This window comes from Campylobacter sp. JMF_11 EL3 (genome assembly GCF_027736965.1).
Taxonomy (GTDB): Bacteria; Campylobacterota; Campylobacteria; order Campylobacterales; family Campylobacteraceae; genus Campylobacter_B.
On record NZ_JAOVTJ010000002.1, the window covers coordinates 23,968 to 46,229 of the forward strand.

The 22,262-nt window shown below is 40.6% G+C and carries 25 protein-coding genes; all 25 read right to left on the bottom strand.

Annotated features, from left to right (window positions below; all coding sequences use genetic code 11):
• Position 1 precedes the first annotated feature (1 nt).
• Positions 2–772, bottom strand: a complete 771-nt coding sequence (locus OFN67_RS03615; RefSeq protein ID WP_270868439.1) for an NADH-quinone oxidoreductase subunit B family protein — start codon at positions 770–772, stop codon at positions 2–4.
• Positions 772–1,305, bottom strand: a complete 534-nt coding sequence (locus tag OFN67_RS03620) for a 4Fe-4S dicluster domain-containing protein (RefSeq protein ID WP_270864854.1) — start codon at positions 1,303–1,305, stop codon at positions 772–774. The genes OFN67_RS03615 and OFN67_RS03620 overlap by 1 nt, the downstream gene beginning before the upstream one ends.
• Positions 1,306–3,009 (bottom strand): NADH-quinone oxidoreductase subunit C, encoded by a 1,704-nt coding sequence (locus OFN67_RS03625; protein ID WP_270868440.1) that lies wholly within the window; start codon positions 3,007–3,009, stop codon positions 1,306–1,308.
• Positions 3,006–4,427 carry a proton-conducting transporter transmembrane domain-containing protein gene (locus OFN67_RS03630; protein ID WP_270861446.1) on the bottom strand — a complete coding sequence of 474 codons (1,422 nt, stop codon included), beginning with the start codon at positions 4,425–4,427 and terminating at the stop codon, positions 3,006–3,008. The genes OFN67_RS03625 and OFN67_RS03630 overlap by 4 nt, the downstream gene beginning before the upstream one ends.
• Positions 4,428–4,429: 2 nt before the next feature.
• Positions 4,430–5,065 (bottom strand): hydrogenase 4 membrane subunit, encoded by a 636-nt coding sequence (hyfE, locus tag OFN67_RS03635; protein WP_270868441.1) that lies wholly within the window; start codon positions 5,063–5,065, stop codon positions 4,430–4,432.
• Between the two features lies 1 nt (position 5,066).
• Positions 5,067–5,948, bottom strand: a complete 882-nt coding sequence (locus OFN67_RS03640; RefSeq protein WP_270862241.1) for a respiratory chain complex I subunit 1 family protein — start codon at positions 5,946–5,948, stop codon at positions 5,067–5,069.
• Positions 5,945–7,822: a proton-conducting transporter transmembrane domain-containing protein gene (locus OFN67_RS03645; protein ID WP_270868442.1), complete on the bottom strand. Its 1,878-nt coding sequence runs from the start codon at positions 7,820–7,822 to the stop codon at positions 5,945–5,947. The genes OFN67_RS03640 and OFN67_RS03645 overlap by 4 nt, the downstream gene beginning before the upstream one ends.
• Entirely contained in the window at positions 7,815–8,735 is a 921-nt protein-coding gene (locus OFN67_RS03650) for a 4Fe-4S dicluster domain-containing protein (RefSeq protein ID WP_270868443.1), read from the bottom strand. Before OFN67_RS03650 ends, OFN67_RS03645 begins: the two co-directional genes overlap by 8 nt.
• 137 nt (positions 8,736–8,872) lie before the next feature.
• Entirely contained in the window at positions 8,873–9,622 is a 750-nt protein-coding gene (locus OFN67_RS03655; RefSeq protein WP_270868444.1) for a tRNA 2-thiocytidine biosynthesis TtcA family protein, read from the bottom strand.
• Entirely contained in the window at positions 9,619–10,302 is a 684-nt protein-coding gene (locus OFN67_RS03660) for a 5'-methylthioadenosine/adenosylhomocysteine nucleosidase (RefSeq protein WP_270868445.1), read from the bottom strand. The genes OFN67_RS03655 and OFN67_RS03660 overlap by 4 nt, the downstream gene beginning before the upstream one ends.
• Entirely contained in the window at positions 10,299–11,228 is a 930-nt protein-coding gene (gene fabD, locus OFN67_RS03665; RefSeq protein ID WP_270868446.1) for an ACP S-malonyltransferase, read from the bottom strand. The genes OFN67_RS03660 and fabD overlap by 4 nt, the downstream gene beginning before the upstream one ends.
• 3 nt (positions 11,229–11,231) lie before the next feature.
• A complete protein-coding gene (locus OFN67_RS03670) occupies positions 11,232–11,864 on the bottom strand; it encodes an FKBP-type peptidyl-prolyl cis-trans isomerase (RefSeq protein ID WP_270858363.1) in 633 nt (210 codons plus the stop codon).
• Between the two features lie 38 nt (positions 11,865–11,902).
• The gene (locus OFN67_RS03675) at positions 11,903–12,733 is read right to left on the bottom strand and encodes a hypothetical protein (protein ID WP_270873966.1); all 831 of its coding nucleotides are present in this window, start codon (positions 12,731–12,733) and stop codon (positions 11,903–11,905) included.
• Position 12,734: 1 nt separating this feature from the next.
• Complete coding sequence (locus OFN67_RS03680) at positions 12,735–13,205, bottom strand: OmpA family protein (protein ID WP_270858365.1); 471 nt, start codon at positions 13,203–13,205, stop codon at positions 12,735–12,737.
• Between the two features lie 51 nt (positions 13,206–13,256).
• Positions 13,257–14,504, bottom strand: a complete 1,248-nt coding sequence (gene tolB / locus OFN67_RS03685) for a Tol-Pal system protein TolB (RefSeq protein WP_270862171.1) — start codon at positions 14,502–14,504, stop codon at positions 13,257–13,259.
• Between the two features lie 53 nt (positions 14,505–14,557).
• Entirely contained in the window at positions 14,558–15,490 is a 933-nt protein-coding gene (locus tag OFN67_RS03690) for a TonB C-terminal domain-containing protein (RefSeq protein WP_270864845.1), read from the bottom strand.
• Positions 15,483–15,881, bottom strand: a complete 399-nt coding sequence (locus OFN67_RS03695) for an ExbD/TolR family protein (RefSeq protein WP_270868448.1) — start codon at positions 15,879–15,881, stop codon at positions 15,483–15,485. Before OFN67_RS03695 ends, OFN67_RS03690 begins: the two co-directional genes overlap by 8 nt.
• A 6-nt stretch (positions 15,882–15,887) precedes the next feature.
• Positions 15,888–16,454: a MotA/TolQ/ExbB proton channel family protein gene (locus OFN67_RS03700; RefSeq protein WP_270862173.1), complete on the bottom strand. Its 567-nt coding sequence runs from the start codon at positions 16,452–16,454 to the stop codon at positions 15,888–15,890.
• A 2-nt stretch (positions 16,455–16,456) separates the two neighbouring features.
• Positions 16,457–16,861, bottom strand: coding sequence for an ATP synthase F1 subunit epsilon (atpC, locus tag OFN67_RS03705; protein ID WP_270858370.1), 405 nt, complete (start codon positions 16,859–16,861; stop codon positions 16,457–16,459).
• A 9-nt stretch (positions 16,862–16,870) separates the two neighbouring features.
• Positions 16,871–18,268 (bottom strand): F0F1 ATP synthase subunit beta, encoded by a 1,398-nt coding sequence (gene atpD, locus OFN67_RS03710; RefSeq protein ID WP_270858371.1) that lies wholly within the window; start codon positions 18,266–18,268, stop codon positions 16,871–16,873.
• Positions 18,269–18,286: 18 nt separating this feature from the next.
• Positions 18,287–19,198 (bottom strand): ATP synthase F1 subunit gamma, encoded by a 912-nt coding sequence (gene atpG, locus OFN67_RS03715; RefSeq protein ID WP_270858372.1) that lies wholly within the window; start codon positions 19,196–19,198, stop codon positions 18,287–18,289.
• Positions 19,199–19,210: 12 nt separating this feature from the next.
• A complete protein-coding gene (atpA, locus tag OFN67_RS03720) occupies positions 19,211–20,725 on the bottom strand; it encodes a F0F1 ATP synthase subunit alpha (RefSeq protein WP_270858373.1) in 1,515 nt (504 codons plus the stop codon).
• Between the two features lie 13 nt (positions 20,726–20,738).
• Positions 20,739–21,269 (bottom strand): F0F1 ATP synthase subunit delta, encoded by a 531-nt coding sequence (locus OFN67_RS03725; protein ID WP_270858374.1) that lies wholly within the window; start codon positions 21,267–21,269, stop codon positions 20,739–20,741.
• The gene (locus OFN67_RS03730; protein ID WP_270858375.1) at positions 21,269–21,781 is read right to left on the bottom strand and encodes a F0F1 ATP synthase subunit B; all 513 of its coding nucleotides are present in this window, start codon (positions 21,779–21,781) and stop codon (positions 21,269–21,271) included. Before OFN67_RS03730 ends, OFN67_RS03725 begins: the two co-directional genes overlap by 1 nt.
• A 9-nt stretch (positions 21,782–21,790) precedes the next feature.
• Entirely contained in the window at positions 21,791–22,213 is a 423-nt protein-coding gene (locus OFN67_RS03735) for a F0F1 ATP synthase subunit B family protein (RefSeq protein ID WP_270858376.1), read from the bottom strand.
• Positions 22,214–22,262: the final 49 nt, after the last annotated feature.

Genomic DNA, 22,262 nt, shown 5'->3' on the forward strand with positions numbered 1-22,262 from the left:
TTTACGCCCAAGCAAGGGATTTTGGATCGATTTTTTCTGCGCCAAAATACTTGCCATACACATCGTTGTAGATAATTCCCAAGCACTCTTTAAATCTCGGATCCTCTTCTGCGCTAATCGCGTTTAAAACAGCTGTTTTGACGCTAGCAGGGTTTTTAGGCTCACCGCTTGTGCGAAGCGCGTCCATAAATTTGTCATAAAGCTCGTCAGCATGGACATAGCTCATCAAAAATTTTGCCTTTTGGTAAGCTGATTTTTCAAACGCCATATCGCCGACTAACGAAGGTTTATCTGCGAAAATAAAATTCTCACTTTTTTCAAATTTCTGCTCTTTTAGCTTTTGATCTACTAGCCCAAGCGCGCTAGCTAGCCCGTATAAAATGCCAGCTGGGTGCGGAGGACAGCCTGGGATAAAGACATCGACTGGAATTACGCTTTGCGCACCGCCCCACACGGCGTAACTATCGTGGAAGATTCCGCCACTTGAACCGCACGCGCCCAAGGCTACGACGATTTTTGGCTCAGGGATCGCCTCATACGCGCGCAAAAGCGGATAATACATCTGCCTAGTAACTGGCCCAGTTACTAGCAAAATATCGGCGTGGCGCGGGTTTGCGACGAGCTTGAAGCCAAATCTCTCTGGATCCCATTGTGGAGCAAGAGTGGCGAAAATCTCGATTTCGCAACCATTACAGCTACCGCAATCGACACGAAAAACGCTGAAACTTCGCCTAATTTGTTTTAAAAATTTTAATTTATCATCGCCGCTCATCACACAATCCTTTGATAATCATTTTCTCGCATTTTCGCTGCTGTGTTTTCGCGTTTGCAAGCAGGGCAAATTTGCGTATATTCTCTGGCTAGCTTTTTGCGATCATCGCTCATATTTGAAGCCGCGATTCTACTAAGCGCGGTTTGGACAAAACGCTTCGAAGTAAAGGCCTTGCCGCACTGCGAGCAGTTATGCGCCTCCATAGTGCCACACACATGCAAATCAGCTCGATTGAAATTCACGCCTAGTTCAAATTTAGAGCTAAGTTTGATAGCCTTTGTAGGGCAGACCTCCTCGCAACGACCACAAAAAATGCACCTGCCAGTATCGTATCGCCACACTACTGACTTTTCATCTTCGATTTTGACGCTGATTGCGTTTGGCGGGCAAGCCACGCCACAAGATGCGCAACCAATGCACAAAGCATAGGTGTATTCTGGGCGGCCTCTGAAATTTTCGCTCATTTCATACGGCGCTAACGGATAAGGCTTTGTAACAACTCCCTTTTTTTTCACTAAATCAAAAATTTTCATCTAATTTCCTTTTTGGCAAATCGCTTTAAGCTCTTTTCCGGCTAAAATTTTGCTTTTTCCGCTTTTTATATCTACTACGGTTAGCCTTTCGGTGCATGAATAACAAGGATCTAAGCTGCATACGATAAGCGCGGCATCAGCGACAGTGTAACCACGAAGCTGATGAGCTAGGGCTGGCCAGTTGCTAAATGTAGGGGCTTTGACACGCCATCTATAAACCTTTTGGCTACCACTTTGCATTATCCAGTGTATATCCTCACCGCGTGGGGCTTCGATATAACCAATTGCGTAGCTGTTTGGTTTAACCCTATAATCGCTACTTACGATGATATCGCCACCTGGCATTATATCAATACACTGCCTAATCACACTAATCGCGTCTTTTGTGTCGTGGTAGCGCACCTTGACCCTGCCATAGACATCGCAACTACTCTCGGTATTTATGTTAAATTTGAGTTTTTTCGTAAATTCATCAGGGTAATCGTAGCGAACATCTCGCTTAAATCCACTAGCCCTGATTGTAGGTCCTACTGAGCCATAATCCCTACCGACCTGCGGATCTAAAACTCCAATTCCCTTCCAGCGAGACATTTGTCTTTCATCATTTATGATGACTTCCCAGACATCTTCAAATTCTTGCTCGATTTTAGAGAGCAAATTTAAAATCTCTTTTATCTCTTTGGCTCTGATATCTCGTCTCATACCGCCTACGGTTACTGTGCCGTAAGTTTTCCTGCCACCTGTTAAAATTTGGGCTAAATCGAGTGTGTATTCACGCACTCTAAATACATGCATAAATGCAGTGTAGTTTCCTGTAACTTCACACGCTAAACCGATATTTAGCAAATTTGAGTGAAGTCTTTCGACCTCTGCGCTCATTATACGAAGCGCTTGCGCGCGCTCAGGGATTTCTAGCCCCATAGCGTTTTCTGTGGCTCTTGCCATAGCGATAGAGTGCGCAAAACCGCAAATTCCGCAAACTCTCTCGGCTAAAAATGCCATTTGAGTGTAGTTCATACGATTTTCAGCTAGTTTTTCCATGCCTCTATGCTCATAATACAGCCTATAATCCGCATCTACAATCGTATCACCGTCACAATAAAGCCTAAAATGTCCCGGTTCATCAGCCGTGATATGAAGTGGTCCAAGCGGAATGGCTTGGGTATTTACGCCAGTTGGCTTTTTAAATTCATAATCAGGCTCTACGCTTAGTGGATCTGGACGAAATTTATAATTCATCTCATCTTTTCTAAGCGGATATAAATCTAGCGGCCAATCATCACTCATAGCAAGTCTTCTTGGATCTATTAGCCCTTCCGCTCTAAGCCCAAAGAGATCGAAAGCTTCTCTTTCATACCAAACAGCAGCCTTAACGAGTGGCGTAACTGAGGGATAAACAGGATCATCAGCCGGAATTAGAGTTTTAACGGTTATAAAGCATTTCTCTTCTAATTCATCATCTTGGCTAAATTTAGAACCCTCCATAGAAAGCACATAATAAAGCGCAAAATGTTTATTGATAGACCTTTCATCGTTTGCTACCATCGTCACTAACCAACCGCCGATACCATAATATAGCTTATTTACCACAGCAGGCAGGTCGTTTCTATCGACCAAAATCGTTATTTGTTTATCGGTTTGTCTAGTGGTTTCAAGTATGTTAAATTCGCTTTCGATTTGACTAATGTATAAATCACCTATCATCTTAAATCCTTTATTAAATTCACGCTCAAATCAAGCAAATTCCAGAAAAACTCAAATTTCCAAAGTCCGAAAGCGATAACAAAAAAGCCCAAAAATATAAGTGGTAAATTTTCAAACAAACTCATCTCTTTATCGTATTTTAACTCGCTTTGGTTTTTGCCAAATGAAGCTAAGAAAAAGTGTGAAAAGTCTGCTATGAAAATAACTGCTAATGCAATCGCAAAAATAATCGCTACGACATATCGCTCTGTCAAAATTGCTTGTGTAAAAGTCATAAATTCGCTTACAAAAATCGCAAATGCAGGAACTCCAACAAGTGAGCAAATCGAAATTCCAAAGAATACGCAAGTAAGCGGTGCAGTGTAGGCTAGACCGCCCATTTTGTGCATATTGTTTGTTTGGTAAATTCTCCAAGTATTTCCCGTGGTAAGGAAAGCTAGGGCTTTTGTAAGGCTGTGAGCCAAGCAGTGGAAAAGTGCTGCTGCTACGCCGATTTTCCCGCCAACTCCCAAAGCAAATGCGATAACGCCCATATGAACTACGCTGTGATAAGCAAGCATGCGTTTTACATCGTGTTGAGTTACCAAGAAATACCCAGCCACATAAAGCGTAATCACACCACTTACAAGCATAGTATCCATTACAAATTCCATACCGACTGAATTTGCAGCGATAAAATAGTATCTAATGAGAGCTAGCATTGCCACTTTTAGCACGATACCGCTAAGCACAGCAGAAGTCGGAGATGGACCTTGTGCGTGAGCATCAGGAAGCCAAGTATGAGTTGGAACAAGACCTGCTTTTGTGCCAAATCCCACAAGAGCTAGGATAAAAATAACTTTCATCGTAAGCGGATCGATTTTTTTATCAATTAAATCCGTAAATAAAATCCCGCCACTTGAATAAAGCAAAATAGTAGCCAGCATAGCAAATGCTAGACCAAGAGAGCAGACCATTACATATTTATAACCGGCTTCTACAATTTGTTTTTTCTTGTTATAAACAACCATAAAAACGCTACTTAGCGTTGTCGCTTCAACAGCCGCCCACATAATAGCAATATCATTTGCCACAGCAGAAAGTATCATAGCAAATGTCGTGATATAGGCTAAAACTAGCATTTTTTTGATTTTTTTAGGGCTTTCATCTCTCCAACCAAGATAAGTAGGAAAATATAGCGTTACCAAAGTCCCTGTAATGCCGATGATTGTCAGATAAATTCCACCCAAGCTATCTAAAAACAGCATTTTATTTAGCGCGAAAAGCGGAGTAAAGCCTATCAAAGAGATAGCTTTAAATATAACCGCACAAATAACGAGCGCAAAGGCTAAATTTGCGATTTTTATCAGCCTATCAGGCACGAAATAAATCAACGCCGCACATATTAACGGCAAAATAAGCATTAAATATATTATCATACTCAACCCTTTAACTCGCTGGCTAAATTCGTATTTTGGCTACCAAAGACCTCTTTGTATCTAACCGCCAAAATAGCCATAATCGCGATTCCAAACACAGCATCGCTTAAAATTCCAAGCTCGACTAGCGAACTAGCATTACAAGCGTTTGTGGCTAAATTTAGATGAACCGCGTTTTCTATCAAACAATAAGCCAAAATTTGTTTTAAAAACGACCTTCTTAAAATAAATCCGCAAACCCCAATCCAAAATGTAAAAATCGCAGCACAAATGACAAATTCATTTTGGATAATTGCAAATTTCATAAAGATTGGCGTCAAAAGATAAGCTAGCCCAATCGAAAAAGCAAAAGCTATCACAGGCGATAAGAAAAAGCCAGTGTATGGGTCGTTTTCGTGCTTTTCATCGATTCTAATAAGGGTAAAGAAAAGTATTGCAGGCACCAAAATCACCTTAGTAATGACAGCGATTATTGCCCACGAATACAGCTCGCCAGCTCCAAATTTGGCCGCCATGATAAAAAATAGCGTCACCAAACAAACAGTATTTAACGCATAAAGAGAAATTGAAATTTTATAATCCCTAAACGAAAATACCGCCAAAGAAATCATCATTAAAAGTATTGCAAATGCTTCCATATTAAACCCCCGCAGCAAACAAAATCACGCTTAAAATGCCAAGTCCTAGCATCCACGAAGCGTTTAATTTCAAAGTAGAAAGCATTGCATACCTAGGACCGAAGTTATCGATTAACACAGCAAGCGTTGTGGCTAATTCGACCAAAATTATCGTAAAAATGCAATCTAGTAGTAGATTATTAAACCCAAATGGGATAAAAATTTTAACAAACAGGCAAATTACGGCAAATTGTTTTAGCATAGCGCCAATGTCAATGAGCGCCAAATCTCTACCGCTAAATTCAGCCACGACACCTTCTTGGACCTCTTGTTCTGCTTCTGCTATATCAAAAGGCTTTCTTGACATTTCGATATAAACAGCCCACAAAAACACAATCCCAGCGACTATAAACGATGCTTTTGCGCCGATTTCGCCATTTATCACAGCTTGGTGAATTTTGACCAAATTTGTATCGCCAAACATCGCACAAACCACGATTACACCGCAAATCATAATAGGCTCAGCATAAAGGGCTAGCATATTTTCTCTGTTTGCGCCGATTGCTGCAAATGGGTTTAGGCTATCAAATGCTGCTAAATTTAGAATAACTCTAAATGCGACAAGCAGATACACGATGACAATCAAATCCGAAACCGCCTCGCACCTAGCAGCCGTTAGCATTACCAAAAATGCTCCGATTGCCACAAGTAGATATGGCGTCCATTTAAAGACAAAATGGGCTGAATTTGGAGCCGTTCGCTTTCTGCGCAAAAGTTTTAACAAATCATAATAAGTTTGCCAAATCGGAGGTCCTTGACGAGACTGGATTTTTGCACGCAAACTTCGACAAATACCGTCAAATAGTGGCATCAAGGCAAGAGCTAAAAGTAGTTGTAATATCATAGTTTGCCTCCAAAAAAGTAAAATATTCCCACGCCTAAAATACCAAGATAAAGCACCATATAAAATGCGTAAGTCGCACTCTTGCCGTTTTGCATAATGGCGATTTTATCGGCTATTTTCATATTTATATCAATTATTGGCTTATAGATATACTCCATAAAAACATCTTTTACGATAATGCTGTAAGACGAGCCTTTTTTACGCATTTTTATGCACATAAATTTAGCCAAAACTCGCCTTAAATCGCCTACGGCTGTGTTTGAATTTGGCAAGAAATCGTTGCTGAATTTAAATCCGTTCGCCCACGGATCGCTTAGTTTTGGTTTATCAAAAGGCGATTTGAAAACTAGCAAAATCACAAATGGCAAGATTAACATAGCAATCAAACATAGCCAAAGTAGCGAAAATGATAGCGTCGCTCCACTATCTGATACTGGCATAAATGACCAAATTTTGCTTACAAACATAGGCGATGAAAGAGCTAAAATCACGCAGAAAAGTGCCAAAATCACCATAGGCACGAGCGAGAAAATCGAAGCCTCCCTATACTCGCCTTTGGCTTTGCCACTAAATATTAATCCGTAAAATTTAACAAAGGCAAACGCACAAAGCACGCCAGCTAGCGTCAAACCGATAGTTGAAAGCGCAAAAACTAATCTTGAAATTCCAGGATCTGTTTTTGACAAAAGCGCTTTATATATCAGCCACTCGCTCGCAAAGCCGTTAAATAGCGGAATTGCGACTATGCTTAACACAGCTATTAGCGAACAAAACGCAGTGATTGGCATAAATTTGGCCAAACCGCCCAAAGAGTTGATTTTTAGCTTTTTGCTTGCATTGTAGATATTTCCAGCAGCAAAGAACAAAACAGCCTTGAACACGCTGTGATTTAAGCTATGTAAAATCGCACCAGCCAAACCAAAAGCTGCCAAAATATTATTTTCAGTAGCAAGCCCGTAAAGTCCAGCACCAAGTGCTAGCAGGATAATTCCCATATTTTCAACAGAACTATATGCGATTAGTTTTTTATACTCGTTTTGAAGCGCAGCAAAAATGATACCCCAAACAGCACCAAATGCGCCCAAAATCATCATAGCTAAGGCAAAAGAGGCAGGAATTTTGGCAATTAACATAAATTTAATCAAACCAAAAATCGCGACCTTACTCATCGCAGAACTAAATAACGCTGAAACATTTGAATTTGCAAGAGGATATGCTAGCGGGCTCCACACATGAAACGGCGCAAGACCAGCCTTCGTGCCAAACCCGATAAAAAGCAAAATGCAAATAAATAAAGATGAGGTATTGAAATTCCAGTCGCTAAAATGCAAACTTCCAGCACTATGCGCCATAATCAAAAACGCTATAACGATACAAAACGCACCCACTTGCGCCACGCCAAGATATAGCATAACTGTGAAATTTGAGCTTGGAGTGTCGTTGAATTTGAGCATTAGCGCAGAAACTAGCGTCATTAACTCCCATAAAACCACGAATCCAAAGACATCGTTACTACTAATAACCATTAGCATGCTTAGCATAAAAAAGCTAAAAAGCGCAGATTTTACAGCGAAATTTAGCTTGAAATTTTGCAAATATCCAAGCGAATAAATTGCACTCATCGCGCCTATAAAACATACTATAAAACTAAAAAACGCACCCAAAGGCGTTAGCAAAAAGCTTGGTTCAAACAAAAATCCCCTAAGCACAAATTCGCTACTTCCATGCAGTTGCGATAGGAAATACAGCGCGCCCACTACCGAAATAGCGGCATTTGAAATAAATCCAAAATACAAAGCAGTCTTTTGCGAATTATAAAGAGCCAAGCTGATAACGCCTATTAATAAGTATGAAATAAAAATAAATTCAAGCATTGTCATCCTTATTATCGTTAGATTTCAAATTCGGATTTTTTGCCCCTTTGCTCTCTTTTTTTGGTTTAGAGGCTACTTTTTGCGGTTTTATCTCATCACTAGGCTTTGGCTCTACTTTTGGCTCAGCTTTTGGCTCGGTTTTTGCTTCGACCTTTTGAGAAGCCGGTTTTTGAGCTACTTTCTCAGCTGGCGCAGAAGTTAGGGCAGGAGCTGTTTGTGTGGCTGGTTTTTCAGCCAGTTTTTGATCTGACGCACCCTGTGGCGCAGAAGCCGTGTCAGGAGCCACTTTTTCAGCTGGTTTTTCAGCCACGCTCGCTTCTGGCGCAGGTTTTGGCGCAGGTGGAGCCACGAACTCGCTTAGATCAACATCTCTATCGCTGATAGCCTTGATGAAATTTTGCATATTTTCCGTATTTTTGAGTTTTTTTCCGATTTTATGCTCTGAATTTGAATCTAGCATTATAATCGCACCTTTTGGACAGGCTTCGACACAGGCCGAGCCCTCTTCTCTACCATCACAAATATCGCATTTGACAGCGAGACTTGGAAATCCCGGTTGGCTAAGATAGTTCGCGTCTTTTTCGACTCCAAAAACACCGGTGCTATCTAATGAGACGGCGCCATACGGACAGGCTACGGTGCAAAGCCCACAGCCGACGCATAAATGCTCATTGAGATGGACAAAATCTGTTAAATTTTGCAAAGCACCGCTTGGGCAAACTACGGCGCATGGAGCATCGTCGCATTGGCGACATTGGTTTGTAGAAGAGGTTTTTTCTACTTTGAATACTCTAATGCGTGTAATTCCTAGTTTGCCGCGTTTTATAGATTCTTTAACACAAGCCTTCTCGCACGCCTTACAACCTATGCAAAGCTCCGGATTTGTGATTACAATTTGATGAATTTTACTCACACGACAGCCTTTTCAAAGAAATCTGATAATTGACATGCAAATTTATCAAAATTCGTCTAAATTTAGGTTGAAAAATTTATTTATTATTAAAATTTTATTAATATGAAACTAAAATTTAACTACTAAATTTCAAAATTTTAAAATTTCGGTGTGAAAAATGTGTCGTCGTGGATGTTGTTAAACGCGCTTTCTAAGCTGATAAAAAATTTCGGGTGAGCCTTTTCATACTGGGCTAAAAGCTCCTTTGTCGCGGCTCTGGCGATTGGTTCCTTGCCTCCGTATTGTTTGGCTGGGCAACTATCTTCTTCGTTCATCACTGGAAGCTCATTTTGCGCCGCACACGCGCTTAGCTGACGCTCTCTGGCTAGGATTAGTGGGCGGATTATTACTAGGCCGTTTTTGGCGGTGTATTTTGGAGCTAGGGTGCGAAGTGCGCCATTGTAGGTGAAATTCATAAAAAAACTCTCCGCAGCGTCGTCTAAATGGTGAGCTATGGCGATTTTGTTAAAGCCATTTTCGAGTGCGTATGTGTAGAGATAGCCTCTGCGCATGCGCGAGCAAAAACTGCAAAATGTGGTGTTTGCGCGGATTTTTTCCTTGCCAAATTCGAAAATTTTGGTTTCAATGATACGATATGGGATTTCGTGTTCTTTAAAATGCTTTGAAATTTCGCTCAAATCCTCGCCGATACCATAGCTTATCGTTACGGCTTCAAACTCCCATTTTAGCGGACTTACGGATTGGAAATGCTTCAAAATGTGCGCCAAAGACATGCTATCTTTGCCACCACTTAATCCAAGCAAAATTTTATCGCCCTCTTCGAACATTTTGTATTTTGCGTTGGTTTGACCGACCACGCGCAAAAGTTTTTTGGAGATATTTATCAAAGAAGTTCGACCATTTTTAGGGCTAAATTTGCGCTGATTTTCGCGCTTTTTACGACGAATTCGTCGAAATCAAACTCGGCCTTGTTTCCAGCCTCGTCGCTAATGGCTCTTAACACGCAAAAGCTAACGCCTAGCGCATGGCAAACCTGCGCCACGCTAGCGCCCTCCATTTCGACTGCGCTCGCGTCGAATTCGGATTTAATCCAAGCTTTGCGCGCCTCGTCGCATACGAATTGATCGCCACTTGCGATAATGCCTGATTTTAAATTTAGCCCCAATTCCCTTGCCGCGCGCTGTGCGATTTCGTTAAGATTCGCGTCAGTATCCACAAAAATCGGGCTTCCTGGCACAAATCCGTGCGGATGACCAAAGGCCGTGATATCCAAATCATGCTGGACTAGGCGGGTAGCGTATAAAATTTCGCCGATTTTCAAACCCTCTTTAAGCGCGCCTGCAACGCCCGTGAAAATAAGCTTCTCCGCGCCGAATTTTTCTATCATCAGCGTGGCAGTAAGGGTAGAATTTACCTTGCCAATTTTTGAGTAAGCGATGATAAGCTCGTGCGCGCCGAATTTCGCAAGGTAGAATTCGTTGTTTGCATAATCAATCTTTTTGGCGTCTAAATTCGCCAAAAGTGGCTCTATTTCCTCTGGCATTGCGCCTAAAATTGCGATTTTCAAGCGTTTTCCTTTGCGAATTTTACAAATTCTTCTAGCGAGCTTAAATTTGAAATGCTAAAAGTTGGTTTGTCTGTGATTTTTTTGTTTATCCCTTTTAGCACGCTTGCGCCAAATTCGACGAAGCAATCCACGCTATTTTCGTAGTTTTTCACGCTGTGTTTGTATAGCACTGGGCTGATTAATTGCGCTTTTAAAAGCCCTAGGGCTTCACTTTTTGTGCTGTAAATTTTAGCCGTTGCATTGGCTACGACTGGGGCGAAACTCTCATTTAGCGCAGGCTCTAAATGGCTCACAAGCTCGTCGCTTGCGCTTTGAAGCATTGGGCAGTGGCTAGCTACGCTCATATTAAGTAGCATTGCGCGCTTTGCGCCAGCTTCTTTAAATTTGGCTTCCAAACTCGCCAAATCATCGCGGTTGCCAGCCACGACGATTTGTCCGTCGCAGTTGAAATTCGCGGCCCAAACCTGCTTGCCCTGCGCCCTAGCCTCGTCGCAAATAGCGCAAACTACCTCATCGCTAAGGGCCAAAACCACCATCATACCGGCATTTTTGCCCTCGCAAGCATTTTGCATTAATTTCCCGCGGATATTTACAAGCCTTAAAATTTCCTTTGCCTCAATCGCACCAGCAGCGCCAAGTGCGCTAAACTCGCCAAGCGAGTGGCCCAGCAAAAACTCAGGCGAAATTTTAATCTGCTCATTTAGCGCCAAAACACACATCATCGAATTTAGCGCAATAGAGGGCTGAGTAAATTCAGAAATATCAAGTTTGTCATTTGCCTCAAAAAGCAAATTTGCAAAATCGATTTTGGTATGCGCGCTAGCAGTGTCCAAAAGCTCTTTTGCACTGGCAAAATTTTCGTAAATTTCTCTGCCCATACCCACACTTTGTGAGCCTTGACCCGGGAAAATAAATGCGTATTTCATATCTTAGTCCTCGTGGTGATGACCGTGTCCGCCGCAGCACTCATGATCGCCATGGTGGTGGTGTCCATGCCCGCCACAACACTCGTGATCGCCATGGTGGTGGTGTCCGTGTCCGCCGCAGCACTCATGGTCTTCGCCATGATGATGTCCGTGTCCGCCACAACCGCAAGTATGCTCGCCCTCTGGCACGCCTGTCATTAGCTCGTCTTCGCTCGGCTCGCGGTTTTCGACGACTTTAACATTAAATTCTAACTCTTTGCCTGCAAATGGGTGGTTAAAGTCGATTGTAACATCTTCTTCGCCGATTGCTTTGACGATTACGCGGGTTGTCGCGCCGTCTTCTGCCTGACCGAAAAGCTCCATGCCTACGACCAAGTCAATACCTGCAAATTCCTCTTTTGGTAAAATTTGGATAGCGTTTTCGTTGTATTCGCCAACGCCGTCACTTGGTGAAATTCTAACGATTTTGCTCTCGCCCTCACCTAAGCTTAGAACTTCATCTTCAAGTTTTTGGATAATTTGCTCTTTGCCAGTGATGAAGGCAATCGGATTTGCGTTGAAATTTGACTCTAAAATTTCGCCTGAATTTGCGTCTTTTAGCTCATAATACATTTTTATAACTCTGTTTTGCGCCATAAAATTCTCCTTAAATTAAAATTTATCAAATTTTGATTTTAGCGTGTTGGTGCAGCTTTGGCCTCTTTTGAATCAGGGTAAGATGATTTTAGAGCGTTGTAAAATTTCGTTCCGCTTGCGCTATCCCCGATTTTATCGAAGCTAATTGCTGTGTGATATAAAAGTCTTGGTGTGTAGTCTTGTTTTTGATTGTGCGAAATGCTCTTTTTGTAGTAATTAATCGCGTCCCCGTAAGAGCCCGAAAAATACGCCACTTCGCCTAACATATAATTTGATCTTGCTGGTTGATAATTTTTGCTAGCAAGGTAAGCGTAGCGCTCTTTGGCGCCTGCATAGTCTTTTTTCTTAAATAATTCCTCTGCCTCTTTTGCGACCAAGGCATTGTCTTTGGCGCTAAAATTTGATTTATTTGTGGTAGTTGCACTAGCGCCCTTGGCACTTTGAGCGCCAGTATTTTTGCTTATTTCAGCGTTTTTTTTTACGCTTGAATTTCCAAGTTTTGCATTAATTTCAGAAATTTGAGATTTTAGCCATGCGATATCTTTTTTCATCTGATCTAGCTCGCTACTGCCGTTACTGCGACCAGTCGTGCGAATCTCTAAATCAGCCACTCTGCTTTCTAAATTTGAAACTTTTTCATTAGCTCCTTCTACGACAGTGCGCAAACCCTCCATGTTTTCATTAACACTATTTAGGTTGTTTTGCATATCATTTACTTTTTTACGATTGTCGCGTAGGAATTGCTCGTTTTCTGTCAAACCATAAGAGCTGTCTGAACCGATATTGCCAGCGTCAAATGCCGAAACTTCTGCATGCAAAAAAGCTGTAACGCCAAGAAGCGCCACAGCTAAATTTGATTTGAAACTCAAATTAGAAACCTACTTTGAATTCGTCGCGTCTGTTTTGAGCGTCGCACTCTTTTGTGCCATTTTTGCATACTGTGTTGCTCTCGCCGTAGCTAACAACTGATAGTCTGTCGCCATTTACGCCTTGTGCAACCAATGCATCTTTTGCAGCTTTTGCTCTTTTTAGACCAAGAGCATAGTTGTATTCATCTGTGCCCCACTCATCGCAGTTACCTTCAACTTTAACAGTTAAAGCCTCTGCGCCAGCTTGGTTAAATAAAGCTGCGTTGTTGTTGATTGTACCTTGTTGATCAGCGCGGATATTAAATCTATCGAAATCAAAATATACATTGCCAACTTCGCTTTGAATTTGAGCAGCTAATGCAGCCAATCTGTCAGCATCGCTTAAATTTGAATCTACCTCTGGATTCTTTTTAGAACAACCGCTCAAAAGTAGAGCAGCAACTGCAACTGAAGTTAAAACTAAATGTTTCATACTTATCCTTTCAAAAAAAATTACAAGATTATAGCATAAAAATATTTAAAATTACCAATCAACCGATTGAATTTGACCGATTTTTAATGGAAATTGAAAACTTTTATTCTCATTTACACGGATAATTCCTACTGAACTTCCACCGCCTGCTTGTTTGATATACATAACACTGCCGCCGTCGCTAGAAAATCTAGGGAACATATTTTTGCCACCAGATGTTAGCTGGCGAATCATATCTGTTTGAGTTGAGATCATATAGATATTAAAGCTACCAGATCCGTCGCGACTAGAATAAACTATGTAGTTTCCATTTGTGCTAATTGAGTTGTTATTTTTGCCGTGATATACCATTTGTGTTACATTTCCGCCATTTATGCTAGTGGCAAAAATATTTGGATATCCAAGTCTATCACTTACGAAAGCTACCCTTGAATCGCCGTCGATGAAATTTCCATTTACATCGATTCCAGGATAATCTGTAATCTGTCTAGCCGAACCCGAGCCTATATCGTATAAATAAATATCTGGTTGGTCTTTTGGTGCGTTTGTGATTAGAAGTTTGCGACCATCAGAGCTTACATCGCCTACGATTGTCATACCTTTGCCTGTGAAAATTTTACTTTTTGAGCCGTTTGAAAGGTTGTATTTATAAATCGCAGGGGTATTTTGATTCACATAGTAAGTATAATAAAATTCATTTTGTGCCGCACTCGCCCATTTAGGGAAGATATTTAATCCGCCACGCAAAACTACCTTTTGATATGTCAGCGTATAATCAGCCACCATAATCTCACTCTCTTTTGTCGAAGTATATCGAGAGAGTAAAATCATCTCTTTCATCCAATCCACATCAGAATATCCTAGCTCTTTTACGATTTCAGAAACTGCCATGTGAGCCAAAAATGGGTATTTCTCGGCGTTTGAGAGAGAAAAGCTTTTCTCATACATTACTCTGCCAGTCCCAGCTTCGATGACTTTGGCCTTTAAATTCATAGGCGATGTTTTGTCGCTAACTGCGTATCTTACGATAAGCGCAGCCCCTAGCTCGCCCAAATTTGAATTAGCGTCCCCGTTATAATCGCTCACCAAATACTCGTCGCTAACATCGAAAGTAGCGCCAACCTTTAAATCCCCTACCATGAGTTTAAAAAATTTGTTGTTAAACTCAGCGTTTGAAAGATTTGATGCATTTTGAACGACAATTCTTGGCAGGCTTACGCCCTCGTTTGTAATCGTAGTCGTCGCATCTGCCGCAAAAACAGCCATACAAAATGCAAAAATCAACATTAAATTTTTCATTATCTCTCCTTGCAAAATTTTAAAAAAATGCAATTGTAGTAAAAATTTGTAAATTAAAATTTATTTCTAACTACATCGTTTAAATTTATCTCATAAATAAAAGGCTTTCCGTCAGGCGATTTTGGGAAATTTTGCATTTCCAAATTTCCTAGGAAATCTCTTAGTTTTTGGTTAAATTCGGTATTTGCTCCAAGTCTTTTGATCTGATAATCGCTAATCCTGCCGTCTCCACCAAATGTTACAACGACGGTAGAATCGTCATTGACAGTGGTTGCGTATTTGCTCCAAAGGCGTTGGAGGATTTTATTTATCTTGCCACGATATGCGTCATATTCGCCAGTAAGCTGGGTTTTGCCGGTAACGACATTTGATTTTACTAGCGCGTTGCGCGAAGTCGCCTGATTTTTCGCCTTGGTTTGGGTTTGTTTGTCTGATTTTTTGCTACTTTGCACGGCGTCGTTTTTAGAAACACTCTCGCTTAACTTTTTGTTATCTTTCGTAGTATCAGAAAACAGATCGTTCAAATTTGGCTCAGGCTCTTTTTTAGCCTCTTCTTTTGGTTTTGGCTCTTCTGGCTTTTTCTCTGGGATTGGTTCTGGCTCAGGCTCTGGTTTTGGCTCTTCTTTTTTTACTTCCTCTTTTGCTGGCTCTGGTTTTGGCGCAGGCGGTGGAGGTGGGGTAGTAACCTCAGTCGTAGTTTTTAGAGTTTCTTCTTCGACTGGCTTTTCTTCTTGCTCGTGTTGGTCGCCCTCTTTGTCCTCTTCGGCGATATTTGGGGCTGTTGGTATCGGCGAATCGTCAAAATCTATCGGGATTGCGATGTCCATAATCGCGCCCAAATCATCGGTGTATTTTTTCGCTTTGTTTTTGTATTCTGAAATTTGATAAAGAAAAATAGCAAGCAAGCTAAAATATAGAGCCAAAGCGATTAGAAATGATCTAAAATTATCATATCTAACCCCGGTGAAATTTGAATATCTAGCCATTTGTTTGAAGCACAACCTTATTGAAACCAGCTTGTTTTAGCGTCTTTAAAACAAACATTACATTATCATAAATGATTTTTTTATCGGCTTGGATATAAACTGGCTTATCCACAGCGTATTTGCCACTGCTTTTGATGAGTTGCAAATTATCTGGAAATTCAGCCAAACTCATAGAGCTAGTGTCGATATAAATTTTGCTATCTGCATCTACGCGCACGAGCATAAATTCGGCTGTATTTTGCGATGAAGCCGATTTCGAACCGCTTGGAAGCTCGATTCTCTCATCATAAATAATCGCAGTTTGCGCCACCATTAAAATAGCGAGCAAAACCAGCATAATATCGACAAGCGGAGTTATATTTAATTCAGGATTTTCATCGAAATTATACATACAACTCTACTTTGCGCCTGCTTTATGAAGCAAGATATCAGATGTGCGGTTTATAATGCTTGTAACCTCATAAGCTTTACGCTTAATAAGTAAAGCAAAAGTATATGCAGGAATAGCGACGAAAATTCCACAACCTGTCGCAACCAAAGCCTCGCTAATGGCTGGTGCGATGGTATCTATTCCCGAATTTCCGCCCCCTAGCTTTGAAAATGTATCCAAAATACTAACAACCGTTCCAAAAAGCCCTATAAATGGCGATGTCGAAGCGATGATAGAAAGCCAAGTTAGCCCACTAGTAGCGTCGCGCTCAGCCTTGCTTTTATAGACATTTAGGGCCTCTTTGGTCGTTCGCTCGGGAGTAATTTTTTGAAAAATCGATCCAGAAAGTGCAATCTTGCCACCCATTAAAAGCGATTCTAACGCCTTTGTTTCTTTGACTTGCCATGCACTAAGCCCTGCGTAGCGCGAAATTAAAATGGTAAATGTAACTATAAAATATATCGAAAGCCAAGAAAGCACAAATATCGTAATAAATGTGCTTCTTGTAAAATAACTTAAAATAAGATCCAACATACTTATTTTTGCCTTGCAAATTCATCAACTCTGGCCATGATAGCAGAGGTAGCCATAGTATCTGTGCTGATAGAATTTAGCAATTCTTTGGCTTTTTGTAGCGATTTTGCGACAGCATTTTCGCTATCGCCACCTATCGCCACAGCCTGAGTTGCCAAAATAGTGGTTTTTTCCTCATCGACTTTTAAAAATCCACCATTTACTATGACTAATTGTTTTTTGCCCTCTTTATCTACAATCTCAACGATACCACCCTCGTTGCCGTTTTTCAGACCAGTCAGCAAGGTAGAGTGTCCAGGCAAAACGCCAAGTTCGCCGGTTTGACCTGGAAGTTGGACAGACGCAACTTCGCCAGAGAATACCAAACCCTCTGGCGTAACGATTTCTAATAGTAAAAATTTATTCATAGCAGATTCCTATGCCTTCATTTTTTCGGCTTTTGCCACTACCTCGTCAATATTTCCTACCATATAGAAAGCATTTTCAGGTAAATCATCATATTTACCCTCTAAAATTCCCTTAAATCCAGCGATAGTCTCTTCAAGGCTGATATATTTGCCCGGGCTTCCTGTGAAGACTTCGGCGACAAAGAAAGGTTGTGAAAGATAACGCTCAACCTTTCTAGCTCTATCAACCACAAGTTTATCCTCTTCGCTAAGCTCGTCCATACCCAAAATTGCGATAATATCTTGCAAATCTTTGTATTTTTGAAGCACAGCTTGAACACCACGAGCTACTTTATAATGCTCTTCACCGATGATTTGAGGGTCAAGCATTCTTGAAGTTGAATCAAGTGGATCAACCGCAGGGTAAATTCCTTTTTCTGCAATCGCTCTGTTTAGAACGGTTGTTGCATCAAGGTGAGCAAAAACCGTTGCAGGAGCAGGGTCTGTAAGGTCATCAGCAGGAACATAAACAGCTTGAACTGATGTAATTGAACCTTTTTTAGTTGATGTAATACGCTCTTGAAGTTTTCCCATCTCACTTGCCAAAGTCGGTTGGTAACCAACGGCACTTGGAATTCGTCCTAGAAGCGCTGACATCTCTGAACCTGATTGAGAAAATCTAAAAATGTTATCGATAAACATCAAAACATCTAGTCCTAGCTCATCACGGAAATACTCAGCCATTGTAAGACCTGTCAAAGCGATACGGTTTCTTGCTCCCGGTGGTTCGTTCATTTGACCATAGGTTAAGGCAACTTTATCCAAAACGCCCGATTCCTTCATTTCGTTATAAAGGTCATTTCCCTCTCTTGTTCGTTCACCAACGCCAGCAAATACAGAATAACCGCTGTGTTTAAAAGCAACATTGTGGATTAGCTCCATAATAATAACGGTTTTACCAACGCCAGCACCGCCAAATAGACCAACTTTACCACCTTTTGCATAAGGAGCTAGCAAATCAACAACTTTAATACCGGTTTCGAAAATTTCGCTTTTTGTGCTTTGATTTTCGAAGCTTGGTGGATCTCTGTGGATTGACCAGCGAGTTTCGAAATTTTCTTCTTCACCTTCGTCAATCAAATCGCCTGTAACATTAAAAATTCTACCTAAAACTTTTTCGCCAACAGGAACGCTAATAGGCGCACCAAGTGCCACGGCCTCCAAACCACGGCGCAAACCATCGCTCATATCCATAGCGATTGTTCTTACGCGGTTATCACCTAAGTGAGCTGCAACTTCTAAAATTAATCTTTTTGATTCGCCTTCGACATCGTATTTGACTTCGATAGCTTCGTTAATTTTAGGTAAGTAGTCATTGAAATCAACATCAACGACAGGACCCATTACCTGAGAAATTATTCCCTTCATTAATTCTCCTTTCATTTATTATTTCATTGATTCTACGCCACTGATAATCTCTATCAGCTCAGTAGTAATAGAACTTTGTCTAGCTTTATTATATGCCAAATTTAGCTGAGCGACACGCTCTTTTGCGTTGTTTGTCGCGTTTTCCATAGCATTCATTCTAGAACAATGTTCTGCTGCAAGTGAATCTATCAGAGCATAATACATACTATAACTCAAATAGCTTTGCACCAAATTCATCATCAAAATTTCTTCATCTTCTGGATACTGAACTTCTACTTCCATTACAGAACCAGTTTTAAAAGCACTCTCATCAATCTCTGGCTGTCCGATAGGCACGAGGGTAGAGACTCTCATTTCTTGCGAAATCATATTCAAATATCCATTGTGGATAAGAACGATTTTATCAGTTTTGCCCTCTCTAAAATCAGCAACCGCAGCATTTACGATATCGTTAGCCTTCTCAGGATTTGGCGATGAGCTTACGCCAACATATCTTTCTAAAAGCTCGACACCTTGGAAGTTAAAATACTCAATGCCTTTTTTGCCCACAGCTCTTAGGCGAACTTTTACATTTTTCGCTTTATACTCTTCGATTAGGGCTTTTACTTGTTTAATGGTATTGATATTAAAACCACCGCAAAGTCCCTTATCTGCTGTGATAAAAAGCAAATCAACAACTTTGACTTCTCTGCTTGTGTTAAAAATTTTTAGCTTATCATCATCACCCACGCTAGCGGCTACATAGTCTTTGATTCGTGCTGAAATTTCGCCAAGAACATCGTTGATCTTCACAGCATAAGCACGAGAGCGCATAGCAGCTTCTTTGGTATTTTTAAGCTTTACATTAGAAACAAGCTTCATAGCTTTTGTTGTTTTTTCTGTATTTTTTACGCTTTTTATCTTTAACTTAATATCTTTTAAATTTGCCATTTTTTAGCCTTATTATGCCGAAAATGTCGCTTTAAAGTCATTTAATGCTTTTGCCAAATTCTCTTCTAAATCTTTTTCCAAAGTCTTTTTGGTTCTGATTTGCTCGAAAATTTCAGGGTATTTAGCCTCGATAAATGGATAAAGCTCGGCTTCAAATTTGCCGATTGCGCTTGGTGCGACATCGTCTAAATATCCCTTGCTACCTGCAAAAATGATAACTATTTGATTTTCAACTGGAAGCGGGCTGTAAGGTGGTTGTTTTAGGATTTCAACCATTCTTTGACCGCGGTCTAGTTGTTTTCTACTGCTTTCGTCCAAATCGCTTGCAAATTGTGCAAATGCTTGAAGTTCGCGGTATTGAGCAAGGTCTAGGCGAAGTGTGCCTGAAACTTTTTTAATCGCTTTGATTTGCGCTGAACCACCAACGCGGCTAACTGAGAGACCAACATTGATCGCAGGGCGGATACCTGAGTTAAATAGACCTGATTCAAGGAAAATTTGACCATCAGTAATCGAAATAACATTTGTAGGGATATATGCTGAAACATCGCCCGCTTGTGTTTCGATGATAGGAAGCGCTGTTAAGCTACCAGCACCCAAAGCATCACTTAGCTTACTAGCTCTTTCAAGTAAGCGAGAGTGAAGATAGAAAACATCGCCCGGATAAGCTTCGCGACCTGGTGGTCTTCTTAAAATCAATGACATTTCGCGGTATGCAACAGCGTGTTTGCTTAAATCATCATAAATAATCAAAGCATGGCGTGAGTTATCTCTGAAATACTCGCCCATTGTGCAGCCTGAATATGGGGCTAGGTATTGAAGTGCAGCGGCCTCGCTAGCACCAGCTGAAACTACGATAGTGTATTCCATAGCGCCGTATTCTTCTAGTTTTTTAACGACTTGCGCTACGGTTGATTGTTTTTGACCGATAGCAACATAGATACAAACAACATCTTGACCTTTTTGGTTGATGATAGTATCAACTGCAACGGTTGTTTTACCTGTTTGTCTATCGCCGATGATTAGCTCTCTTTGACCTCTACCGATTGGAACAAGGGCGTCGATCGCTTTAAGACCTGTTTGAAGTGGCTCATGAACTGATTTTCTAGCCATAATGCCTTTTGCTTTTTCTTCAACGAATCTTGTTGTATTCGTATCGATTGGACCTTTGCCGTCAATCGGCTCGCCAAGGGCATTTACAACGCGTCCGATTAGCGCGTCGCCTACTGGAACACGCAAAAGTTTGCCAAGTCTTTTTGCGCTACTTCCTTCATTGATACCGCTTGTATCGCCCAAAATAACGACACCGACACTGCTTTCTTCCAAATTCAGCGCAATACCGCGAGAGCCGTTTTCGAACTCAACCATTTCATTAGCCATAACATTTTTTAGGCCATAAACATTAGCAACGCCATCCGCGACAGATACGACTTTACCTGTCTCTTCGACATCAACGCTAAGATCAAAGCTTTCAATTCGCTCTTTAATTATGCTACTAATTTCGTCTGCTTTAATTTTCGCACCCACACTTTACTCCTTATTAAATTGCTTTTAAAATATATTCACTCATTTTTTGTTTCAATCTATCGATTGAAAAACTAATCTCAAATCCCAAATCCTCGACCTCGATTTTGATACCCTCATAGTCGCATTTGACTAGTTCGAGTAAAATTTCGGCGTTAAATTTCTTTGAAATTTTGCCTTGCAAATCTTTGATTTTATCCTCGCTAATATCTTGATTTGAGTAAATTTTGCCGTGGAATTTGTTATCCATAGCAGAGATATTTTTACGCAAATCATCTGTGATTTGAGGAATCAAACCAATTCTTCTGTTTTTGGCAAGAAATTTGATGAAATTTACGATTTTATCGCTTGGATCTTTGATAAAAGAAAGTATTAAATTCACTTTATCAGCGTCTTTGATTGTTGGAGATTTTATAATATCGCCAAATTTTGAAACCTTAAACGCAGATGAGATAGTCTCCAATGTGCCTAAAACAGCGCCTAATTCGTCTTTTTTATAGGTTTTAATTAGCGCGCTTACATATTTTTTCGCCGTATTATCTATCATCACACAGCCTTTTTCTCAATGATATCAAGAAGCTTGTCTTGCTTAAATTCCATAGTATCTTTTGCAAAAACCTCATCTAAGATTTCATTTACGACCTCTTTTTCGATACGGCGTGTTTCGAAATCTTTTTGCTCAGCGAAAGATTTGTTTAAATTTTTAATCTCTTGCTCGCTCATTGCTTTTACTTTATCAGCTGCAAACACAGCCTCTTTTTTAGCAGTTTCGATTAACGAAGCGCCTTGGGCTTTTGCCTCTTCTAAATCTTTTTTTGCTTGTTCTTTTTTCTCATTTGATTCTTTTAAAATTCTTTGATTTGTTTCAAGGCGTTTAGCGATACTATCGATTCTGGCTTTGAAAGCGTCTTTTGCAGGGCCTTTTAGAAGGTAATATAAAATGCCGAAAAACAATACGAAATTTATCGTTCTCCATACTATATCGTAGTCTTTGGGGCCGTCATGTCCGCTAGCTAGCGAGATAAGTGGCAAAATAAGGAAAATTAGATATTTTTTCACGCCGACTCCTTAAATTTTTGAAAGTGCAGATTTGATTTCGTCTTTGAAATCAGGGATTTTCGCACTCAAATCACTTTTTAAGCTTGCTTTTTGCTCGTTTAAGCTTTCGCTAAATTTCGCAAAATCGGCCTCTAATTTAGCTTTTTGCTCAGCAATTTCCTTGCTAGCAACCTCTTTTGCGCTATCTACCGCTTCTTGCTTAATTTTACTTGCCTCGACCCTCGCAGCGTCAAGAACCTTTGCTATCTCTGCTTTGTTAGAATCAACATCTTGTGCGTTTTTTCTAGCATTTTCCTCATCTTCTCTAATCGCTTTTTCGCGCGCTTCCATGTGCGCAAGAAGCGGTTTGTAAAGCTTGGTATTTAAAAATGCTATTAGAGCTAAAAACACAATGATTGTCGTCAGCATTGCAGATACACTAATTTCTAGCATTACACCTCCTTGGCTAAATTTTATATAAACTTGGGATACTACAATAATT

Excerpts from the sequence above, each read along its gene's own strand:
- OFN67_RS03615 (WP_270868439.1), bottom strand. The coding sequence starts at position 772 with ATGAGCGGCGATGATAAATTAAAATTTTTAAAACAAATTAGGCGAAGT.
- OFN67_RS03620 (WP_270864854.1), bottom strand. The coding sequence starts at position 1,305 with ATGAAAATTTTTGATTTAGTGAAAAAAAAGGGAGTTGTTACAAAGCCT.
- OFN67_RS03625 (WP_270868440.1), bottom strand. The coding sequence starts at position 3,009 with ATGATAGGTGATTTATACATTAGTCAAATCGAAAGCGAATTTAACATA.
- OFN67_RS03630 (WP_270861446.1), bottom strand. The coding sequence starts at position 4,427 with ATGATAATATATTTAATGCTTATTTTGCCGTTAATATGTGCGGCGTTG.
- hyfE (WP_270868441.1), bottom strand. The coding sequence starts at position 5,065 with ATGGAAGCATTTGCAATACTTTTAATGATGATTTCTTTGGCGGTATTT.
- OFN67_RS03640 (WP_270862241.1), bottom strand. The coding sequence starts at position 5,948 with ATGATATTACAACTACTTTTAGCTCTTGCCTTGATGCCACTATTTGAC.
- OFN67_RS03645 (WP_270868442.1), bottom strand. The coding sequence starts at position 7,822 with ATGCTTGAATTTATTTTTATTTCATACTTATTAATAGGCGTTATCAGC.
- fabD (WP_270868446.1), bottom strand. The coding sequence starts at position 11,228 with ATGAAATACGCATTTATTTTCCCGGGTCAAGGCTCACAAAGTGTGGGT.
- OFN67_RS03670 (WP_270858363.1), bottom strand. The coding sequence starts at position 11,864 with ATGGCGCAAAACAGAGTTATAAAAATGTATTATGAGCTAAAAGACGCA.
- OFN67_RS03680 (WP_270858365.1), bottom strand. The coding sequence starts at position 13,205 with ATGAAACATTTAGTTTTAACTTCAGTTGCAGTTGCTGCTCTACTTTTG.
- tolB (WP_270862171.1), bottom strand. The coding sequence starts at position 14,504 with ATGAAAAATTTAATGTTGATTTTTGCATTTTGTATGGCTGTTTTTGCG.
- OFN67_RS03690 (WP_270864845.1), bottom strand. The coding sequence starts at position 15,490 with ATGGCTAGATATTCAAATTTCACCGGGGTTAGATATGATAATTTTAGA.
- OFN67_RS03695 (WP_270868448.1), bottom strand. The coding sequence starts at position 15,881 with ATGTATAATTTCGATGAAAATCCTGAATTAAATATAACTCCGCTTGTC.
- OFN67_RS03700 (WP_270862173.1), bottom strand. The coding sequence starts at position 16,454 with ATGTTGGATCTTATTTTAAGTTATTTTACAAGAAGCACATTTATTACG.
- atpC (WP_270858370.1), bottom strand. The coding sequence starts at position 16,861 with ATGAATAAATTTTTACTATTAGAAATCGTTACGCCAGAGGGTTTGGTA.
- atpD (WP_270858371.1), bottom strand. The coding sequence starts at position 18,268 with ATGAAGGGAATAATTTCTCAGGTAATGGGTCCTGTCGTTGATGTTGAT.
- atpG (WP_270858372.1), bottom strand. The coding sequence starts at position 19,198 with ATGGCAAATTTAAAAGATATTAAGTTAAAGATAAAAAGCGTAAAAAAT.
- OFN67_RS03725 (WP_270858374.1), bottom strand. The coding sequence starts at position 21,269 with ATGATAGATAATACGGCGAAAAAATATGTAAGCGCGCTAATTAAAACC.
- OFN67_RS03735 (WP_270858376.1), bottom strand. The coding sequence starts at position 22,213 with ATGCTAGAAATTAGTGTATCTGCAATGCTGACGACAATCATTGTGTTT.